This is a genomic window from Methylocaldum sp. GT1TLB, assembly GCF_051027445.1.
Lineage (GTDB): Bacteria > Pseudomonadota > Gammaproteobacteria > Methylococcales > Methylococcaceae > Methylocaldum.
This window is the reverse complement of record NZ_CP194898.1, coordinates 1,184,554-1,203,038: the sequence shown is the minus strand read 5'-3', so window position 1 is coordinate 1,203,038 and position 18,485 is coordinate 1,184,554. Positions and strand designations below refer to the sequence as shown.

Below are 18,485 nucleotides of genomic sequence, written 5' to 3'. Positions count from 1 at the left end.
GATCCTAATTCCGTTCGGCATTCGAGTGAACATTCATCGTAGGATGGGTAGAGCGAAGCGAAACCCATCGATGGCGGGTTAGCCCCTAGAGCGTTTTCATCGCGCTCGTACGGCAAAACCAGCTTGGCGGACGTCGTTGACGCCTTCGGCTCGGGTGAATGGATTCAAGCATTCGTAGGTCGGCAATCCCTTCCCAATCGCAAACGGTCGCTTTAGTCGCGACCCTTCCGACGAAGACGCTCGGCCGGGACGTGGCGTCGGGAAGGGGGGCTTCGGCGCTCCAATCGCAAACGGCCTGGCCGGGAGCGCCGGCCACGCCCTTCCCGAAGACGCCGTTTGCGATTGGGAAGGATTCCCGACCTACTCGCGAGTGCCCGTACAGTAGATATGAAAATGCTTTAGTCTCCGCTCGGGACAGGCTCCGCCTAACCCACCGATGGAAGGCCGCTCGGCGGGTTACGACGCACGCGAAGGGCAGTGATCGGCGGTCGGTCAGTGCTGATGTGCGCCTAACCCACCCTACGACAATGAATTCCGGATTGAAGGCGATTTGGAATAACACCAGGGTATAGTTTGAATCAGGAGACAACTCATGAAGGTCTACGAACTGCAAGGCGGCTTCGGCATCGATTCATTGGCTCTTGTCGAGCGGCCGATGCCTCGGCCCGCCGCGGGGCAGGTGCTTCTGAAAATGAGGGCGTGGTCGCTCAACTACCGCGACCTGATGCTGGTCAACGGAAGCTATAACCCGAATCTCCGTTTGCCGATGACGCCGCTCTCGGACGGCGTCGGCGAGGTGGTCGATGTCGGTCAGGGCGTATCGCGCCTAAAGCCGGGGGAGCGGGTCGCGGGCATCTTCATGCCCAAGTGGCTGGACGGCGAATTGACCGAAGAGAGAGCCAAGAGCGCGCTGGGCGGCGGTGATACCGGCATGGCGGCGGAGTACGTCGTGCTCGACGCGGAAGGCGTCGTTCCGGTTCCGGACCATCTCACGGATGAAGAGGCCGCAACCTTGCCTTGTGCCGCAGTGACCGCCTGGCATGCACTGGTCGCCTCGGGCCGGGTCAAGGCGGGGGATACGGTGCTGACGTTGGGCACCGGCGGCGTCTCATTATTCGCGTTGCAGTTCGCGAAGCTGTCCGGAGCGCGAGTGATCGCCACGTCCAGCAGCGACGAAAAACTTGCGCGAGCGCTCGATCTCGGCGCTTTGGAAGGCATCAACTACAAGAACACGCCCGAATGGGGCCGATTCGTGCGCGAACTCACCGACGGCGTTGGCGTCGATCATGTCGTCGAGGTCGGCGGCGCCGGCACCCTCGGCCAATCGCTCCGAGCCGTGCGCATGGGCGGGCGTATCAGCCTGATCGGCGTTCTGTCCGGCGGCGGCCAGGTCGATCCCACGCCAATTCTGATGAAGAACGTGTGCGTGCAAGGCATCTTCGTCGGCAGTCGAGCGATGTTCGAGGCCATGAACGGGGCCATCGCGCAGCACCGGATGCGGCCCGTGGTGGACCGCGTGTTTCGGTTCGGCGAGTTGCCCGATGCCCTTCGCCACATGGAGCGGGGCGCCCACTTCGGCAAGATCGCCTTGGCCGTAAGCTGAATGGAGAAACGACGATGAACATCCTGATGGTATTGACCTCGCACGATAGGCTCGGCACGACGGGCGAGAGAACCGGATTCTGGCTGGAAGAATTCGCCGCGCCCTACTACGTCTTCAGCGATGCCGGCGCAGACATTACTCTGGCTTCGCCCGAGGGCGGGCAGCCGCCGGTGGACCCCAAAAGCTTTCATCCGGATGCGCAAACCGAGTCGATCATGCGCTTCAACCAGGACCCGGCCGCGAAAGTCGCGCTGGCCCACACCGTCAAGCTGTCGCTAGTCTCGGATGCCGATTACGATGCCGTGTTCTATCCCGGCGGCCACGGCCCCATGTGGGATCTCGCCGAAGATTCGGATTCCATCGCATTGATCGAAGCCGTGTACGCGGCCGGCAAACCCGTGGCCGCGGTGTGCCACGGACCGGGCGTGTTCCGCCATGCAAAGACCGCGGACGGATCTCCCCTGGTGAGAGGAAAGTCGGTCACCGGCTTCGCCAATACCGAGGAGGAAGAAATCGGGCTTACCGAGGTGGTTCCGTTCCTGGTGGAAGATATGTTGCGCGAAAATGGCGGCAACTATTCGAAAGCCGAGAACTGGAAACCACATGTGGTGACCGACGGCCATTTGATTACCGGACAGAACCCGGCCTCATCGGAAGGTGCCGCGCGAGCGCTGTTGAGGCAATTCAAAGCGACGACGCACGGCTGAGCGGCGGGGGCGTGATTCGCCCAAGAAAAAGCCCGGAATCGGTTCCGGGCTTTTGTATTCCGCCTTTTAGGCTTCAGGGTTTTCTCTCAAAAATGCGGCTCAATGTCTCTTCTCGGCGGCGTCGTTCTCGTGTTCAGCCTTCTCTTCCTCGATCTTCTTCAAAATCTCCCGTACCTCTTCGTCGTCGAGTCCGCTCAGTCCCGCGAGTTCGTTCAGCAGAAAGTCTTCGTAACTATTGGTTGGGTCATCCTTAGGCATAAAAAGTCTCCGAAAGGGTTAGCCCTTCCTCTTTGACTTGCGCCAATTCGAAAAGAGCCCGATCCGGCACGCTTTTTTTGACATTTGTTTTGGCCGAGCGACATACGGCCAAAAGAAGAGGAGAAAGAAGCCGGGGTAGGTCGGCAATCCTTTGCCGACGCCCTGCTAGTCTTCCAAGGGGGCTTCCGGAGTTTTCCCGATCACGATGTCAAAACGTGCTGTCAGTCCCCCGATTCGCGAATCGGCGGCCGGCGTGAAATCGACCAGGACCGATTCGCGAGCCGCCTTTTCCCGGATCCCTTTGAGAACGAAGTCCTGTTCGTTCAGCGGATGGCCTTTTACATACAGCTGCGTGGTCAGCATCCGCTGCCCGCCTTTGTTGACGATGACGTGAATGTGCGGCGCGCGCTGGACGCCGGCGGCATAAGGCACGGGTTTGATGGTGCGGAAGTAGTACTCGCCGCCTGGACCGGTCAGGCATCGCCCGAAGCCCTGGAAATTCTCGTCGCGTCGTTCACGATTGGGACTCGCGGTGTGCAAGTAAATGCCCTGATGATCCACCTGCCAGATTTCGACGATGGCATTGGGAACGGGCTCTCCGGCCGGGCCGAGAATCCGTCCCGTGAGATGCGTCACTTCCCCGGCTGCCGGCGTGACGGAGTCGTTCACGATCAGAAGGTCGTTGTCGGTGTCCGGCGGGAGCCGGTTCGGATAAAAAGGACCCTGGGTTTGCCGCGGCGTTCGAGTCGGTTCCGCGGCAAACGCGCCGCCTACGGTAAACATTCCGGCAGTCAAGGCAAGGCATTGCAGCAACAGCCGGCGGGCTAGGCTTGGATGTTCGGCTCTCATGAATCGCCGCCTTAGGAAAGATCGATTGCTTAGGTTTTGGACCGGGTCATCACCCGCGGCGTTCACCGGAAGACTCCGAGTTCAGCGAGATGGGGAAGAGAAACGGATTGCGACGTCTCGTCCTCTCGTTCCCACGCTGCGCCGGCTGGCTGGGGTCCGGCGGAGTCCGAGGGGACCGGAAGAGGGAGCTAGACAGGGCCGGTCCAGTCGAAGGGAATATGCTTGCTCGACTGGCCGGCCCAGTTCCACCTAAAGCCGAAGGCGTCCACTTCGTTATCCGAGGCCCGCGCCCAGGTGGCGATCTGGCCGGGGTCCACCTCCGACCCGGGCGCATTGTGGAGCTGCACCCTAGCGCCAGCGGGCGTGGTCGGACCCGAGAGCGCCTCGGCAAATGCCTTCACCCGCCCGGGAATCTCGGCCTGCCAGTAAGCGAGGTCGTCGAGCCGGACGCTTCCGAAGGCACCTTCACGGATGTGGTAAGCCATGATGCCTTCGCAGTGGTTACCCGTCGGCGCCTGGGCGAAGGTACAAGGACAGGGAACGTTGCAGCTACAGGCGTCGAACCAATCACCCTTCATCCACCAGTTTGGAATCTCCGTCATTTCGATACGCCTCCTTTGATCTCGTAGATAGCCCGTCAGCCGGACCGCCCGGCGTTGAGCCACTGCCCGCCGGAGCCTTCGATATGCGTTTGGACTCTATCCTCTGCGGGCTTGTTCTCTTTCTTCTCAGTGCCGTGATTTCAAGCCTAGTCGGATAGTCAACTTGGCGCTCATAACACCAAAATGCCGCTGGGCTTCCCAAGCCGCCTTTCCTTTCGTCCCTACGGGCAGCGTGGGGACGGCAGTGAGGCGAGCCATCCAGCTCCACGGAGCCCGTAGAAACCGGGAATAGACACAATTTGAACAAAAACGATTCCAGATCGTCATTGTCCATAAATGGGCTTCGATATTTCGATATAAGGACATATCTTATGCGCCTCTCATCCTTACGGTCCTCTTCGACTGCTTCGCGCGCGGGAATGGATGGTGTGCGGGAACATTGGAAGGGGGGTTCTCGTACTTGGCATCGGTTGATCCTTCTAGGCGTGGCTGCGATCTTCTTTCCGTTCGTCGCCACTCTGGCGACGGAACTGACGATCGCCTGGATTCTGGTCTTCTCCGGCATCGGGCAGGGCCTCCATGCCTTTCGCCTGCGACACCGGGTCGGCTTTTGGCCGTCACTCTTAAGTGGTCTGCTCACCCTTGCGGTCGGCCAGTTACTGATCTTGTTCCCCATGAGCGGCATCCCGTCGATCACATTCCTGATCGCGATACTCTTTCTGGCCAACGGCGCTTTTCGTATCGCCCAAGCGCTCCGGCTGCGCCCCTTGGAACATTGGGGTTTGCCGCTCGCCGGAGGAGTCCTCTCGATGCTGCTTGGGCTCCTGGTCATTGCCCAATGGCCGGCCGCTGCCATTTGGTTATTGGGCCTTTTAGTGGGCATCGACCTGATGTTTTCCGGCTGGATGTTGCTTTGGCTGTCGCTGACCGATGGCTTACCGCATCGGCTCTGGCCGATGCGGTGCACGGAGCGCCTAGCCTGAACCACCTGATGACAGAGAAACCCCCTTCCTGATAGAGGCCACAAATGACTTTTGATGAGGACACCATTCAAATCATCTGGGAGAAAGGTCGCGTCATGCAGGATCACGACGCCACCCAATGGCGCAAGGACGAATGCGGTGCCTGGATATACCGAGAGCATTACGGCGTCACGGATACCGAATTCGGCTGGAAAATCGAGAAAGTCATGCCCGATGTGTCGGAGCGCGCAGACAGCTTTCGCCCCTTCCATCACCGCAACAGTTACAACATTGCCAATGGCGCGCCGCATTGCCACGTCACTGCCGATCGAATTGAATTGGCACCGATGGAACATGTCGACAGGCCGCGCAATAGGGAGCTTTAGATCCGAGGCGCGGGCAGCGCCTGCCTGAGGCGGGGTGCGCCCGAAGTCTGCCCAGAAGCGGACGAAGGGGGCGGAAAAGCCCTGGCTCGGGGGCAGAAAGGCCGGACAGACCGGCGGAAAACCCGATTTCCCGCCCGAAAAAAGCCTTCCAGGGATGGGTAAGGGGAAAGATCGGGGAGTTTTTCACCATCCTGTTAGGTGCTATCGGTGTTTACAAGCCGCTCACCAAGCGGCATGAGCTGGCCAATGTCTGGTCTCCAAAAGTCAGCGCAGTGGCCGGCATGTACCGGCCATCAGTTATCCACGGCATAACCACTCGCAACCTTCCACCGCCCGTCGTCATGCGTGTCATGGTTAAGCCAATACGATCAATCCAAATCCCGATTCATCACTTAGGTATCTGACTCGGGCCCTTGAGATTCTCAAGCGCCTGTACAGAGGCTTATGACCAAAACGAGGTTTAAAAATCACCGACCACAAATTTGATGAGCGTATCGCCGAAGCCGAAGCCAGGCACGAAGAAGCAATGAAGGCGCGTCAGGAACACGACGCCATTCTCAAACGAGCGGTTTCGTTCCTCGATGCGTGCCAAGCCGACCTTGACGCAAGTTGAAGGCGCCGTCTATGCGGCGATCAAGGCCGGTGACGAAATCGACCTGCAAAGCCTTGTCGTGCGCCGGCTTGAACTGGCGGCGACCATAGACGCCATGCCTCGGGTGCTGAAGCAGTTGACCGACGAACTGACCCCGCTTGCTCAGGCCGTGGGGTTTGCTGCAAATCGTGTGATCGATCTTCAGGAAGAGAAAGCGCATTGCGAACTCGTTGAAAAAGTGACTGCCCTGAGTGCAGCCGGCGACAGCGACAAAACCATTCGCGAAAAGCTCAATCTCTCGCCGCGCGAATTGGACCTGGCGTTGGGGCGGGCATGACGGGAGGAATTCATCGATGAACCTAAGACAGCGCTTGGCGCGCCTGGAGGCCGCGCGGTCGTTGCAAAACGTCGAGCCGCCGCCCACCGACTGGGATGCGCTGTTCGAGAAATTCATTCGTCATCTGCCGCCGGACGTGGCCGCCTGACATCGTTTATCGCCCTGCCACAGTTCCAACGGTTCGGGTGCGGGCGGGTTGTCGGGCCCCTTGTGAGCTTCACCCATGCGCTGCTCGATGAATGCCTGAATCTCGCCGACCAAGTGCGCCGGCACCCGCATGGTGACCGTCTCGCAGTTCCATTTCCGTTTCCGGCCGGCGCCGGACCGCTTCCCTCCGCGTGTCATGTTCGTACCTTGTGATTTCGTGACGAAATCAGTCTATCCCGACCATTTGATTCTGTCACGGAATCATTCAACCGTGCCGAACCTTGCATTCCACCGATTCTGGCCTAGGCTGAAAGGACCGCCCCTCCGTTGGGTGATAAATTGCAAGCGGTAGCCCGGCTAAGGTGACGGGCGGGATCTATGAAAAAGAAAAGGAGAATGACCATGAGCAGCAACACCAATCCGACAGGATGTGGTTCCATCAACACGCAGGTGTACGAGTTCACCACAAGTGACGCGGGGAAAACGTCGGGCACGGCCTACGGCAATCTGCCGTTGGGCGACCCCAACGGCTCACAGGTGTCGATCAACGGCACCACCGACCTGTCCCAGATCATCGTTGGCAACAACGGGGCGTGTGTCATGTCGATCGTTTACCAGTACTTCGACGGGATCGCCCGCAAGTCGGCCATTTATGTCTTCGGCCAGGGGCCAAAGGGAATGGGGTCAGGGAGTCTCCACATGAGCTTCGTCACGTCGGAGGACACGCACACGTTGTCGCTGACGAGTTCGACCCCGTCGTGCCACGACGACAAATTCGAGGACATGAACGCCATCACGCAGATCACCTGGAAGTCGGATTAACCAGCGGTCCGAGCTGACCATCAACTTCTTGACGGAACAGTGAACTAGGACCTATACGTCGTATAGGTCCTACATGTCCTGAGTCATCATCGCCCGCGCATGTTCGTAGGAGTGGACCGCAAAGCGTGGCGCGCGCTTTTCGCGGCGCAGCTCGGGTGGATGCTCGATGCGACCGCCGATCTTACCGACGTTTGTTGATTTCAAAGGTCTTTTCAGCGGACCTTGACTCCCCCGACCCGCCCGGCGTCTGCTGGACGCACTACTAAACAGAAAGCGGACCCCGCACCCGTAAGCCTTGCGGTTTTTTTGCGCCTTGCGAAAGGCGAGCACCGATTTATGGTGCGGTCGATACGGTGAGATAAGCCGGGAAACCGGACGAATAAGCCGAGCAGTCCGTGTGCTGTAGTTGAGGCCGTGCCACCCTCATTCTGGTGGCACTCGTTCAACTGGAGCAATTCACCATGTCAAACGAATCCCACACCACCCACGACCCCGCAAGCACGGCTGATGCGCTGGAAGAGGCGCGGGCCATGCTCGATTTGTTGCGATCGGCAATTGCATCGTCCGACGGCTGGACGCAGACAACGGTTTTCGGAGCAAACAAGCTGCTCGATGAAGTCGATTCCCGGATCGAGCGGGCCGAAAAGCTGATATTCGAACCGGTGGGATCAGATTGAAGGGGGAACTCATGAAAGCATCGCTCAAATCCGAATGCCAAGCCGTGGCGCACACGCTGGTCATGACAAGTACCATGCTGGCCGTTGTCGGTGCTGCAATAGACGATTATGTTGCACACGCTGAGGCTGAGCGAACCATGGATTTGCCAGACGTTGAAAGGGGCACGGGCTAGCGGAAATCGTTGGAGTGGCGCGAAACAGGTTGTTGGAATCCGCTGATTTCCTGGAGAGCATAAAAGAGCTTTTGCGTGATACGCCAAAACCCGCCGACGATTGATCGAATCATCGGCGCCTGGGGTAACCCCGCTTTAATCGAGTACGCGCCAGCGATTAGCGGACTTTATTACGTAATCCGCGACATCGCGCAGCGAGTCCAAAAGGCCGGCGAACTGATTAAGGAACTCCGGGATTCTGAGCGGGAGCTTGCCGCTTGCCGATCCTGAACGGGAAACCTTCGAGCGACAACCCGGTTCGCGAAAGCGGCCGGGTTTTTTGTTGCCGTGGCGAAATCAAATGGTCGTCACCGTGGCATTTTTGGAGCCTGGGAAGCAGGGGTCTTTAGAAGTGGATTTGAGTACTTTTTGAGTGCTCACCCCTGCCGAGTACCGGGAATCTGATCTAAGTTATTGAATCTATGGTGGGCGGTGCAGGGTTCGAACCTGCGACCCCTGCCGTGTGAAGGCAGTGCTCTCCCGCTGAGCTAACCGCCCGCCGGTCGATCGGTTCCTTGAAAAGATCACAATTTTCGCCGCGGCTGTCAATGCCCGGTAGGGCGTGTCTAAGCCGTTAAAGAAGCTCTGATTAAGTCCTTCGACAGGCCTGTCCTGAGCCGAGTCGAAGGGGCATGAACGGAATCCGCTTGTTCGGAGCTTCCTTAACGGCCCTTTCCAAGAAGGTTCGATCGTTCCACGCGGTTTTGATAGACTCCGCGCTTTTTTGTTCCGAGCCATGAGACGTCTTGCTTTACTGCCCCTGATCTTCTCCGCGGTGCTTGCCGCTTGTACCGGTGTTCCCCGTGGCGGCAGCCCTGAATATCCCGCGCTGCGCGCCGATAAGACGGCCATCCCGCCGACCGAGATTCACCGCGAAGGAAACCTGCTCCGCCTCGACTACGAAGGCTTCACGGTATGGATCGACTGCGAGAAGCGCGGCGCGGTGAAATTCCGCTACAACGCCCAGCGCGACGACGGCAGCGAGCCTCGCGCCGACCACTTCAAGATTGATCCCTACGTGCCGAAGGAATGCCAGCAAACCAGCGCGAAGGGTTACGGCCACGGCTACGACCGCGGGCACCAGGTTCCGGCCAACCATCTCGATACTTCGGCGGTGGCGATCCGGCAGAGCAACTACATGACCAATATCCTGCCGCAGACTTCCCAGATGAATCGCGGTGCATGGAAGCTCACCGAGGAAATCGTCGAGTGCTATCGGGATATCGACGAGCTATTGGTGATCGGCGGGGTGATCTGGGGACACAATCCCGCCGACGACTATTTCGTGAAATCTCACGGCGTGAAAACGCCCGACGCTTTTTGGAAGGTGATCGTGCGCGGGGACGGCCGGGCTATCGCGTGGATCGTGCCGAACACGAAGGATGCGGTCGAAAAGGAACTCGACCGCTATCTCGTGACCGTTGCCGATGTCGAACGCCTGACCCGAGAGAAATTGCCGGTTGCCGGCGACGCACGGACCACGAAGCCGAAAGGGTCATGGGTAGTACCGATCGGGTGCGACAAGGGGTAGGGCGTCCACGGTGCGGCTCATTATATTTCGTCAGCTCCCATGCTCCCGCTTGGGAGCTATATCGGGAAGCTCTGGCTTCCCGAAACCGGACGCGCGCTGAGAAGCAGGAGCTTCTCAAGACGGGTTCCCAAACGGGAGTTTGGGAACCAGCACACCAGATGGATTTCTGGGATTCCTTCGTTGTCCCGGCTTACTTTTGCGACACCCTGCCGTGTGCCGATTGTTATGCCATTCACTTTTTATTGACGCCTTCCCGTCCATCGATTAACCTGCCGACCGCTTCAGGTGTCCCGGCGAGCTCTACGGCCGGGATTAAACGGGAAGCCGGTGCGTTCCTGACTCATGAGGAACAAGGCCGGCGCTGCCCCCGCAACGGTAAGCGAGTTGAGGAACAGCACAATGCCACTGCGCTTTTAGAGCGCGGGAAGGCGCTGTTCCGGGGAGGACCCCCGCTCGCGAGCCCGGAGACCGGCCTGAAGCCAGGTCGGCATCGCGGAGGGCGACGCCTGGATGGCCTTTACCTAGGACAGGACTTATGCATTCAGCTCCTTCTCCAGACGGGAGGGGGAACTCTAAGCGCTTCCGGTAAATCCTGTAGAAATACATCCTTGTATTTCACCCCGCAGGGCAAGCCTCCGGTCGTTCGATCGGCCTCCCGGACTAATGCGTCCGCGGCTTCCTCCGTGTGCTTTGCGCAATCCTATCCCGCGCGGGTGTGCTCGGGGGAAGTCATCGAACATGAAAATCGAAAACCGCTGCCTAGAGGCGGCATTGCTGTTTTTTTGTCTGCCGTCGGTCCGTGCCGACGATGCCTATCTTTCCCGGCTCGAAACCGTTACCGTTACCGCTACTCGAACGGAGCGGAGCGTCGAGGAATCGCTGGCCTCGGTCACCGTCATCGACCGCGACGAAATCGAGCGCCGGCAGGCGCAGTCCGTGCAGGAGGTCCTGCGTGGCGTGCCCGGCCTGTCGATCGCCAACAACGGCGGTCTGGGAAAGTCCACTTCGGTGTTCCTGCGCGGAACCGAATCCGGTCATGTGCTGGTACTGATAGACGGCGTCCGCGCCGGATCGGCCACTACCGGAATCACGGCCTTCCAGGACATCCCCATCGACCAGATCGAACGCATCGAGATCGTCCGTGGGCCGCGCTCCAGCCTGTATGGCTCGGAGGCGATCGGCGGGGTGATCCAGATCTTCACCCGCAAGGGCGGCGAGGGTTTCAAGCCTTACCTGAGCTTCGGCGCGGGCAGCCATTCGATGTACAAGGCTACCGGCGGCGTATCCGGGGGCAACGACCGGGCGTGGTACAGCCTGAACGGTTCGCGTTTGGAAACGCGCGGCTTCAACGCATGCGCCGGGCGGCCTTTCAGCTTGGGCGGCGGGGGCTGCTTCACCCGTCAGCCCGACGACGACGGCTATCGCAACACTTCGGGCAGCGCTCGCGCCGGCTACCGCTTCGACAACGGCCTGGAAATCGAGGGCAATCTGTTGCACGCGGAAGGCGAGAACGAGTTCGACGGCAATTTGCAGAACCGCTCGACCTTCGTGCAGCAAATGGTGGGCGGCCGCCTGAAATATTCGCCGTTTGAATTCTGGACCACGAGCCTCAGGGCAGGCCGCACCCTGGACGAGTCGGACAACTTCAGGGATCGGCGGTTCAGCAGCACTTTCGACACTCAGCGGGTCAACGTCACCTGGCAGAACGATTTCGCGTTGGCCGAGGGGCACCTTTTGACTCTGGGGCTGGACTACTACAACGATCAGGTCGACAGCACGACCGACTATGCCGTGGATTCGCGCGACGACAAGGCCGGTTTTGCCCAGTACCAGCTGACCTTGGGCGGATTCGACGCGGTATTGGGTACGCGCGTCGACGATAACGAACAGTTCGGCGTCTATCCCACCGGCAATGTGGCCTTGGGCTATGGCTTCGACAACGGCATTCGCCTAAGCGCGTCCTGGGGCAAGGCCTTCAAGGCGCCCACCTTCAACGAACTTTATTTCCCCGGTTTCGGCAATCCGATGCTCGAGCCGGAAACCTCGGAGAGCTGGGAAGTCGGAATCAGCGGACAGCACTGGGACGTGGCCTGGGCGCTCAACGGCTATCACACGGAGATCGACGACATGATCGCCACCGTGTGCGGCCAGGTGAGCTGCTTCGCCGAAAACCTGGACCGGGCGCGCATACTCGGCCTCGAAGCCCAGGCCTCGACTCGGCTGTGGGGCTTCGACATCGCGGCCAATTTGAGCCTGATCGATCCCGAAAATCTGTCCGAAGGAGCCAATAATGGCAATCGGCTGCCGCGCCGCGCGCAGACCATGTTCCGGTTCGACCTGGACCGCTCGGTCGGTCCGGTTCGGGTCGGAACGACCGTTTACGGCGAGGGCCGCCGTTTCGACGATGTGGCCAACACCCAGCGGCTGGCCGGTTACGTGACGGTCGATCTGCGCGCCAGCGTGGGTCTGTATCGGGGCTTGTCTCTGGAGGGGCGGGTGGCTAATCTGTTGAACAAGCAGTATCAGACTGCCCGTTTTTTCTATCAGGACGACTTGAATTTCTTCCTGACCGTGCGCTACGCGCCGGATGCCTTGTAATTTCAGCTTTGTAGGGCGGATTAGGCGGTACCCTGCCTTAATCCGCCATTTTCCGGGATCGGCGGGTTACGCGAGGGAGCCTGTCCTGAGCCTGTCGAAGGGCTAACCCGCCCTACATTCCGGGAGCGACTTTTACGACATCCTCGTCGGGGATGAGCGCCCGGCACAACTAACTACAACCATGGAGATCCGACATGCATGACACGACATCGAAGAACGTTTGGTCTATCGCCCTGGGGCTGGCCGTACTCATGGCCGCTACCCGCAGCCACCATTTCGCGAGCATCACTCATTTGCCCGACGCGTCGTGGGCGGTCTTCTTCCTCGCCGGTTTCTATCTGCGCTCGGTCTGGGCTTTCCCGGCCTTGCTCGGGCTGGCTGTGGTCAGCGATTACGTGGCCATTACTTGGTTGGGCGTCAGCGATTTCTGCGTCAGCCCGGCCTACGGATTCCTTTTGCCGGCCTACGCCACATTGTGGCTGGCGGGCCGCTGGTACGCGCGCCGTTACCATTTCCGGTTCTCCACCCTGCCGTTGCTGGCCTTGGCTCTGGTGACCGGTGCCGCAATCTGCGAACTCCTGACCAGCGGCGGTTTTTACTTCTTCTCCGGGCGTTTTGAGGAAACCAGCTTCGCCGAATTCGGCGCACGGCTGGCCCGATACTTCCCGCATGCGCTGGAAGGCATTGCGCTGTACATCACGGCGGCAATCCTGGTTCATCTGGCCTTCGGCTTGGCCAGACCTGGGCGGTCCGCTGAAGACGACGGACGTCAGGCGCACTGACGCAGGTCCCCCATGTCGGATTCGTCGCGAGAGGAACGCCACCGCCGGCGGATGGCGCGCAAGAAGGCGGTCGTCGACAGCGCCATCGCACTAGCCACGCTGGACAAGGGCCTGCTGTTGGTCCTCACCGGCAACGGCAAGGGCAAGTCCTCTTCCGCGTTCGGCATGGTCGCCCGCGCTCTGGGGCACGGCATGAAGGTGGGCGTGTGCCAGTTCATCAAGGGCCGTTCGGATACCGGGGAAGAGGCCTTCTTCCGGCGGCAACCGGACGTGGAATGGCGGGTGCTGGGCGAGGGTTTTACCTGGGAGACGCAGGACCTCGAACGGGATACCGCCGTCGCCCGCGAGGGCTGGGAAACAGCCCGCGCCATGCTCACCGATCCGGGTTATGGACTCGTGGTTCTGGATGAACTCACCTATCCCCTGAAATACGGTTATCTGGACATCGAGAGGGTGCTGATGGATCTTGCTGCGCGCCCGCCCATGCAGCACGTGGTGGTTACCGGGCGCGGCGCGCCGCAAGGGCTGATCGACGCCGCGGACACCGTGACCGAGATGCGCGATGTCAAGCATGCCTATGGGGCCGGCGTGCGGGCGCAAGCCGGCATCGATCTCTAATGACGGAATACCAATGACGGAACATCGCTACCCGGACGACGACCGTGTCGCGATTTACCGGGTCATCCGGGAACGGCGCGACACCCGCCATTTCCGCCCCGGCGCGATCGATCCGGCGGTATTGCAGCGGCTGCTCGAAGCCGCTCGCTTCGCTCCCTCCGTGGGTTACATGCAGCCCTGGCGATTCATACGCATCACCGATCCGTCGCTTCGCCGCGCCATCCATGCTTTGGTAAGGGCGGAATGCGAAGAGACCGCCGCGGCCTGCGGCGAGCGGGCGGAAGCGGTGCGGCGCCTGAAGCTCGAAGGCATCCTGGAGTGCGGCGAACTGCTGGTCGCAGCGCTGACCGAGGGACGCGAACGTTATATTCTGGGCCGGCGCACGCTGCCGGAGATGGATTTGTGTTCGGTCGCCTGCGCCATTCAGAACCTGTGGCTCGCCGCTCGCGCGGAAGGGCTGGGGATGGGCTGGGTCTCGCTGTTCGAACCGGACGAATTGGCCCAATTGCTGAATCTGCCGGAGGGCGCCCGGCCGGTGGCGGTGCTCTGCCTGGGGCATGTGGACGCCTTCTATCCGGAACCCTTGCTGGAAACGGTAGGCTGGGACACGCGCCGCCCGGCGGAAGAGACCGTTTTCGAGAACGGCTGGGGCCGACCCGCGAAGCTGCCTAAGAGGGTGTGTGAGAAGCGTAGCGAGCGGCCCGAGGGCAAGGAGCCCGGAGCGCAGAAACCGGAGTGTACGAGTGGTACATGAGGACTTCGAGCACCGCGCGACGCCGCCATCGGGTCGCGCAGTAGCTTCTCACACACCCTCTAAGCCATGAGCCGCTGTCCCGCTCTCTTGATCTCCGCGCCCGCCTCGGGCCAGGGCAAGACCACCGTCACGGCGGGTCTCGCCCGGCTGTACGCCCGCCAGGGCCGAAGGGTACGGGTGTTCAAGACCGGGCCCGACTTCCTCGACCCGATGGTGTTGGAGAAGGCAAGCGGCGCGCCGGTTTATAACCTCGACCTATGGATGTGCGGCGAATCTCATTGCCGCCGCCTATTGCACGAAGCGGCCGGCGATGCCGATCTGATCCTGGTCGAAGGCGTGATGGGGCTTTACGACGGCACGCCCTCCAGCGCCGATCTCGCGGCTTTGTTCGGCATTCCCGTCCTGGCGGTGATCGACGCTTCCGCGATGGCCCAGACCTTCGCCGCCGTTGCCCACGGTCTTTCCACGTTTAACAAGGATCTGCCGTTCTCGGGCGTGCTGGCCAACCGGGTCGGCAGCGAGGGGCATGCGGAGCTGTTGCGCGCCGGCTTGCCCGATCCTGCCGTCTGGCGCGGGGCCTTGCTGCGCGAGGCGGATTTCTCGTTGCCGGAGCGCCACCTGGGCCTCCACCCTGCGGAAGAAATCGCCGACCTCGAAGCCCGTATCGACGCCGTGGCCGATGCGCTGGAAGGTACGCCGCTGGCCGAATTGCCGCCGCCGGCGGAGTTCTCGTCGATCGAATCCGAAGTTCCGATCGGCCCGCTGGCAGGCGTGACGATCGCGGTGGCGCGCGATGCCGCTTTCTGCTTTCTCTATCCGGCCAATCTCGATACCTTGCGCGCCCTGGGCGCGAACCTGGCGTTCTTTTCGCCGCTGGCGGATAGCGCTTTGCCCGAAGCCGATGCCGTCTGGCTGCCGGGCGGCTACCCGGAACTGCACCTCGACCGGCTGGCCGCCAACCGGGCCATGAAGGAAGCGCTGCGCAGCCACCATTCGGCGGGCAAGCCCATCCTCGCCGAATGCGGGGGCCTTTTGTATCTCCTGGAAACGCTTGCCGATTCCCAAGGGTATCAGGCCGAGATGGCAGGGCTGCTGCCCGGCCGCTCCGTCATGCAGACGCGGCTGGCCAATCTGGGGCTGCACGGGCTGGAGCTGCCTGAAGGTAGCCTGCGCGGTCATACCTTTCATCATGCCCGGGCGGAGGTGGATCTCGCGCCCTTCGCCAACACCTTTGCCGCGAAGGGCCACGGCCAGCCCGAAGCCGTTTACCGGGACAGGCGCTTGATGGCTTCCTTTTTGCATCTTTACTTTCCATCGAATCCCGCCGCCGTGGCGGCTCTTTTTGCGTCATGAATCCGAAACTGCTGCCGGAACGCATTGTCTGCCTGACCGAGGAAACCACGGAGACGCTCTATTTATTGGGCGAGGAACACCGCATCGTCGGCATTTCCGGATTTACCGTGCGGCCGCCGCGAGCGCGCAAGGAAAAGCCCAAGGTTTCCGCCTTCACCAGCGCCAAAATCGACAAGATCTTGGGTTTGCAGCCCGATTTGGTGCTGGGCTTTTCCAATCTGCAGGCGGATATCGCCCGCGACCTGATCAAGGCGGGCGTAACGGTGCACGTGTTCAACCACCGTTCGGTGGACGGGATTCTCGCCATGATCGGCACGCTGGGCGCACTGGTGGGGGTTGAGGACAAGGCGCGGGCCTTGATCGATAGCCTTAGCGCGCACATGGATACCGTACGTCGTGGCGCCGAGTCGCTGCCGGTCCGCCCCAGAGTCTATTTCGAGGAATGGGATCAGCCTCTGATCTCCGGCATTCTGTGGGTGTCCGAACTCATCGCGCTGGCCGGCGGAGAGAATGTCTTCGCCGAACTCGCCGCCCAGCCGCTCGCCGGCAGCCGCATCATCCAAGATCCGCAGGAGGTGGTCCGGCGCGCGCCGGACATCATCGTCGGCTCCTGGTGCGGGAAGAAGTTCCGGCCGGAGCAAGTCGCTGCACGCGCCGGCTGGGAGACAATTCCCGCAGTGCGCGACGGGGAACTCCACGAAATCAAATCCAGCGATATCCTTCAGCCCGGTCCCGCGGCATTGACCGACGGGCTGGACCAACTGGCCGGCATCGTCCGGCGCTGGGCGGAGAATCGGGCATGACCGCGATCCTGGCCGTGGCCGCCGTGCTGCTGGATGGGCTCTTGGGCGAACCCCGCCGTTTTCACCCCCTGGTCGGGTTCGGTCGGCTGGCGGAAGCGCTGGAAGACCGGTGGAATTCCTCGCTGGGACGGCAGGGAATCCGTGCACGATTTTTGGGCGTTATTGCGGTTTTGCTGCTGACGGCTCCGTTCACAGTGTTTGCAGCCTGGCTGGAATCCATTCCCATATTCGGCGCCGCGTTCGGCGTTTTGGCGCTGTACGCGGCATTGGGCCTCAGGAGTCTCGGCGAACACGCGGGGGCTGTGCGGGATGCGCTCGCGGCCGGCGATTTGGCCGAGGCGCGGCGTAGGGTAGGGTATATGGTGAGCCGCGACACCGGCGACATGAAATCCGGCGATGTCGCGCGGGCCGCCGTCGAATCTGTGCTGGAGAACGGCAACGACGCGGTGTTCGGCGCGCTGTTCTGGTTCGCTCTGGCCGGCGCGCCCGGCGCGGTGCTGTACCGGCTGGCGAATACCCTGGACGCCATGTGGGGCTACAAGAGCGAACGCTTTTTTTGCTTCGGCTGGGCAGCGGCGCGGCTGGACGATGCGCTGAATTATGTTCCGGCGAGGCTGGCGGCGCTGACCTACGCACTCTTGGGCGACGCTCGGCAGGCTTTGTATTGCTGGCGCACGCAGGCCGGTGGATGGGATAGCCCCAACGCGGGGCCGGCGATGGCGGCGGGCGCGGGGGCTTTGCGGCTCGCGCTCGGCGGGCCGGCCCGTTATCGTGGCGAGTGGCATGCGCGCCCATCCTTGGGATATGGGTATCAGCCCGGCGCGGCGGACATTCCCCATGCCGTGGCCCTGGTCCGGCGCGGAGCATGGCTATGGCTGGCCTTATTTTTTACGGGAGGATTGCTCGGTGCTTGAACACGGCGGTCGTTTGCGTGCCGCGGCTAGGCGGTATGGTATTCCCCTGTCCGACTGGCTGGACCTATCCACCGGCGTCAATCCCGCCGGGTGGCCCGTGCCCACGGTTCCGGCCGAGGTTTGGGTGCGCCTTCCGGAAGACGATGACGGACTGGAGAGAGCCGCTTCGGCCTATTATGGCTGCGACAGTATTTTTCCCGTGGCGGGCTCCCAGGCGGCGATTCAGGCGCTGCCGGCGCTGCTCCATGCTCAGCGGGTGGGCGTCATCCACCCCGGTTATGCCGAACACGCCCATGCCTGGCGCCGCGCCGGCCACAAGGTGGTCGGGGTTGCGCCGGAAACCATCGCCCGCGGTCCCGGTTCCACGCCCTGGGACGTGCTGGTGGCGATCAATCCCAATAATCCGACCGGCCATCGTTTCGCGCCGGAAATACTTCTGGCCTGGCAGGAGAGGCTTGCAGCGCGCGGCGGCTGGCTGGTGGTGGACGAAGCCTACATGGACCCTACGCCCGAATTCAGTCTCGCCGCCTACTGTCCGCGCCCGGGGCTCATCGTGCTGCGTTCCCTGGGCAAATTCTTCGGACTGGCCGGCATCCGGGTGGGCTTCGTGCTGGCGGAACCGGAGCTGCTCGAACGCTTGGCGGCTCTGCTCGGTCCGTGGGCGGTGGCCGGACCCTCGCGCTGGGTGGCTCGGGAGGCGTTGGCGGATAGCCGCTGGCAGGAAGCCGCCCGGCAACGGTTGCCCGAAAACGCCCGCCAGCTGGCGGATCTGTTGGCCGCCGGCGGCCTCAAGTCCGCCGGCGGCTGCGCCTTGTTTCAATGGTGTCCCGGTATAAAAGCGGCTCGACGTCAGGAGGCGTTGGCCCGGCAAGGCATTCTGACCCGGCGGTTCGCCAATCCTCCGGGCTTGCGTTTGGGGCTGCCGGGGAGCGCCTCGGCCTCGGAGCGCCTGGCGATGGCCTTGCTCGCGAGATAAGC

23 protein-coding genes, 1 tRNA gene and 1 riboswitch are annotated in these 18,485 nt (G+C 61.6%); of the genes, 18 read left to right on the top strand and 6 right to left on the bottom strand.

Translation table 11 applies throughout. The features are described 5' to 3' along the window. Nucleotides 1-592: 592 nt before the first annotated feature. Entirely contained in the window at nucleotides 593-1,603 is a 1,011-nt protein-coding gene (locus ACR2R1_RS05205) for a zinc-dependent alcohol dehydrogenase family protein (protein ID WP_434112952.1), read from the top strand. A 14-nt stretch (nucleotides 1,604-1,617) separates the two neighbouring features. Further along, nucleotides 1,618-2,310: a type 1 glutamine amidotransferase domain-containing protein gene (locus ACR2R1_RS05200; protein ID WP_434112950.1), complete on the top strand. Its 693-nt coding sequence runs from the start codon at nucleotides 1,618-1,620 to the stop codon at nucleotides 2,308-2,310. Nucleotides 2,311-2,409: 99 nt separating this feature from the next. Here ACR2R1_RS05200 and ACR2R1_RS05195 read toward each other — a convergent pair whose 3' ends face one another. From ACR2R1_RS05195 to ACR2R1_RS05185, 3 genes are all read right to left on the bottom strand, one after another. Continuing rightward, a complete protein-coding gene (locus tag ACR2R1_RS05195; protein WP_166642704.1) occupies nucleotides 2,410-2,568 on the bottom strand; it encodes a hypothetical protein in 159 nt (52 codons plus the stop codon). 165 nt (nucleotides 2,569-2,733) lie between these two features. Continuing rightward, on the bottom strand, nucleotides 2,734-3,417 hold the full coding sequence (locus tag ACR2R1_RS05190; RefSeq protein WP_434112948.1) for a hypothetical protein: 684 nt from the start codon (nucleotides 3,415-3,417) through the stop codon (nucleotides 2,734-2,736). A 188-nt stretch (nucleotides 3,418-3,605) separates the two neighbouring features. After that, on the bottom strand, nucleotides 3,606-4,019 hold the full coding sequence (locus ACR2R1_RS05185) for a DUF1326 domain-containing protein (protein ID WP_434112946.1): 414 nt from the start codon (nucleotides 4,017-4,019) through the stop codon (nucleotides 3,606-3,608). Nucleotides 4,020-4,390: 371 nt separating this feature from the next. Here ACR2R1_RS05185 and ACR2R1_RS05180 point away from each other — a divergent pair, with 371 nt between their 5' ends. From ACR2R1_RS05180 to ACR2R1_RS05165, 4 genes are all read left to right on the top strand, one after another. After that, complete coding sequence (locus tag ACR2R1_RS05180; protein ID WP_086132746.1) at nucleotides 4,391-5,002, top strand: DUF308 domain-containing protein; 612 nt, start codon at nucleotides 4,391-4,393, stop codon at nucleotides 5,000-5,002. Between the two features lie 44 nt (nucleotides 5,003-5,046). Next, on the top strand, nucleotides 5,047-5,367 hold the full coding sequence (locus tag ACR2R1_RS05175) for a hypothetical protein (RefSeq protein ID WP_434112944.1): 321 nt from the start codon (nucleotides 5,047-5,049) through the stop codon (nucleotides 5,365-5,367). A 581-nt stretch (nucleotides 5,368-5,948) separates the two neighbouring features. Next, nucleotides 5,949-6,296, top strand: coding sequence for a hypothetical protein (locus ACR2R1_RS05170; protein WP_434112943.1), 348 nt, complete (start codon nucleotides 5,949-5,951; stop codon nucleotides 6,294-6,296). 16 nt (nucleotides 6,297-6,312) lie between these two features. After that, nucleotides 6,313-6,444, top strand: a complete 132-nt coding sequence (locus ACR2R1_RS05165; protein WP_276205407.1) for a hypothetical protein — start codon at nucleotides 6,313-6,315, stop codon at nucleotides 6,442-6,444. On the opposite strand, the gene ACR2R1_RS05160 is transcribed toward ACR2R1_RS05165, so the two are convergent. Further along, nucleotides 6,417-6,641, bottom strand: coding sequence for a hypothetical protein (locus ACR2R1_RS05160; protein WP_077731397.1), 225 nt, complete (start codon nucleotides 6,639-6,641; stop codon nucleotides 6,417-6,419). The two genes, ACR2R1_RS05165 and ACR2R1_RS05160, sit on opposite strands and share 28 nt — an antisense overlap. 204 nt (nucleotides 6,642-6,845) lie before the next feature. On the opposite strand from ACR2R1_RS05160, the gene ACR2R1_RS05155 reads away from it, so the two are divergent. Further along, nucleotides 6,846-7,265, top strand: a complete 420-nt coding sequence (locus ACR2R1_RS05155; RefSeq protein WP_434112941.1) for a hypothetical protein — start codon at nucleotides 6,846-6,848, stop codon at nucleotides 7,263-7,265. A 69-nt stretch (nucleotides 7,266-7,334) separates the two neighbouring features. Here the strand turns inward: ACR2R1_RS05155 and ACR2R1_RS05150 are convergent, their stop codons facing one another. Further along, complete coding sequence (locus ACR2R1_RS05150) at nucleotides 7,335-7,469, bottom strand: hypothetical protein (protein WP_276205406.1); 135 nt, start codon at nucleotides 7,467-7,469, stop codon at nucleotides 7,335-7,337. Between the two features lie 257 nt (nucleotides 7,470-7,726). Between ACR2R1_RS05150 and ACR2R1_RS05145 the strand changes: the two genes are divergently transcribed. Next, nucleotides 7,727-7,942 carry a hypothetical protein gene (locus tag ACR2R1_RS05145; RefSeq protein WP_434112939.1) on the top strand — a complete coding sequence of 72 codons (216 nt, stop codon included), beginning with the start codon at nucleotides 7,727-7,729 and terminating at the stop codon, nucleotides 7,940-7,942. Between the two features lie 11 nt (nucleotides 7,943-7,953). Beyond that, on the top strand, nucleotides 7,954-8,115 hold the full coding sequence (locus tag ACR2R1_RS05140) for a hypothetical protein (protein ID WP_156881934.1): 162 nt from the start codon (nucleotides 7,954-7,956) through the stop codon (nucleotides 8,113-8,115). A gap of 462 nt (nucleotides 8,116-8,577) precedes the next feature. On the opposite strand, the gene ACR2R1_RS05135 is transcribed toward ACR2R1_RS05140, so the two are convergent. After that, nucleotides 8,578-8,652: transfer RNA gene (locus tag ACR2R1_RS05135), tRNA-Val, on the bottom strand. 238 nt (nucleotides 8,653-8,890) lie between these two features. Between ACR2R1_RS05135 and ACR2R1_RS05130 the strand changes: the two genes are divergently transcribed. The 9 genes from ACR2R1_RS05130 to cobD all read left to right on the top strand — a co-directional run bounded on the left by ACR2R1_RS05130 (nucleotide 8,891) and on the right by cobD (nucleotide 18,483). Beyond that, entirely contained in the window at nucleotides 8,891-9,685 is a 795-nt protein-coding gene (locus tag ACR2R1_RS05130; protein ID WP_077731379.1) for a DNA/RNA non-specific endonuclease, read from the top strand. 266 nt (nucleotides 9,686-9,951) lie between these two features. Continuing rightward, a riboswitch (cobalamin riboswitch) is annotated at nucleotides 9,952-10,176 on the top strand. Nucleotides 10,177-10,423: 247 nt separating this feature from the next. Then, entirely contained in the window at nucleotides 10,424-12,283 is a 1,860-nt protein-coding gene (btuB, locus tag ACR2R1_RS05125; RefSeq protein WP_434112937.1) for a TonB-dependent vitamin B12 receptor, read from the top strand. 194 nt (nucleotides 12,284-12,477) lie between these two features. Beyond that, complete coding sequence (locus tag ACR2R1_RS05120; RefSeq protein ID WP_434112935.1) at nucleotides 12,478-13,065, top strand: hypothetical protein; 588 nt, start codon at nucleotides 12,478-12,480, stop codon at nucleotides 13,063-13,065. A gap of 12 nt (nucleotides 13,066-13,077) precedes the next feature. Further along, on the top strand, nucleotides 13,078-13,683 hold the full coding sequence (cobO, locus tag ACR2R1_RS05115) for a cob(I)yrinic acid a,c-diamide adenosyltransferase (protein WP_077731376.1): 606 nt from the start codon (nucleotides 13,078-13,080) through the stop codon (nucleotides 13,681-13,683). 13 nt (nucleotides 13,684-13,696) lie between these two features. Then, nucleotides 13,697-14,437, top strand: coding sequence for a 5,6-dimethylbenzimidazole synthase (gene bluB / locus ACR2R1_RS05110; protein WP_347259104.1), 741 nt, complete (start codon nucleotides 13,697-13,699; stop codon nucleotides 14,435-14,437). A 66-nt stretch (nucleotides 14,438-14,503) separates the two neighbouring features. Further along, the gene (locus ACR2R1_RS05105) at nucleotides 14,504-15,790 is read left to right on the top strand and encodes a cobyrinate a,c-diamide synthase (RefSeq protein WP_434112932.1); all 1,287 of its coding nucleotides are present in this window, start codon (nucleotides 14,504-14,506) and stop codon (nucleotides 15,788-15,790) included. Beyond that, the gene (locus ACR2R1_RS05100; protein ID WP_434112929.1) at nucleotides 15,787-16,593 is read left to right on the top strand and encodes a cobalamin-binding protein; all 807 of its coding nucleotides are present in this window, start codon (nucleotides 15,787-15,789) and stop codon (nucleotides 16,591-16,593) included. The genes ACR2R1_RS05105 and ACR2R1_RS05100 overlap by 4 nt, the downstream gene beginning before the upstream one ends. After that, nucleotides 16,590-17,507: an adenosylcobinamide-phosphate synthase CbiB gene (gene cbiB / locus ACR2R1_RS05095; RefSeq protein WP_434112928.1), complete on the top strand. Its 918-nt coding sequence runs from the start codon at nucleotides 16,590-16,592 to the stop codon at nucleotides 17,505-17,507. Before ACR2R1_RS05100 ends, cbiB begins: the two co-directional genes overlap by 4 nt. After that, entirely contained in the window at nucleotides 17,500-18,483 is a 984-nt protein-coding gene (cobD, locus tag ACR2R1_RS05090; protein WP_434112927.1) for a threonine-phosphate decarboxylase CobD, read from the top strand. Before cbiB ends, cobD begins: the two co-directional genes overlap by 8 nt. Nucleotides 18,484-18,485: the final 2 nt, after the last annotated feature.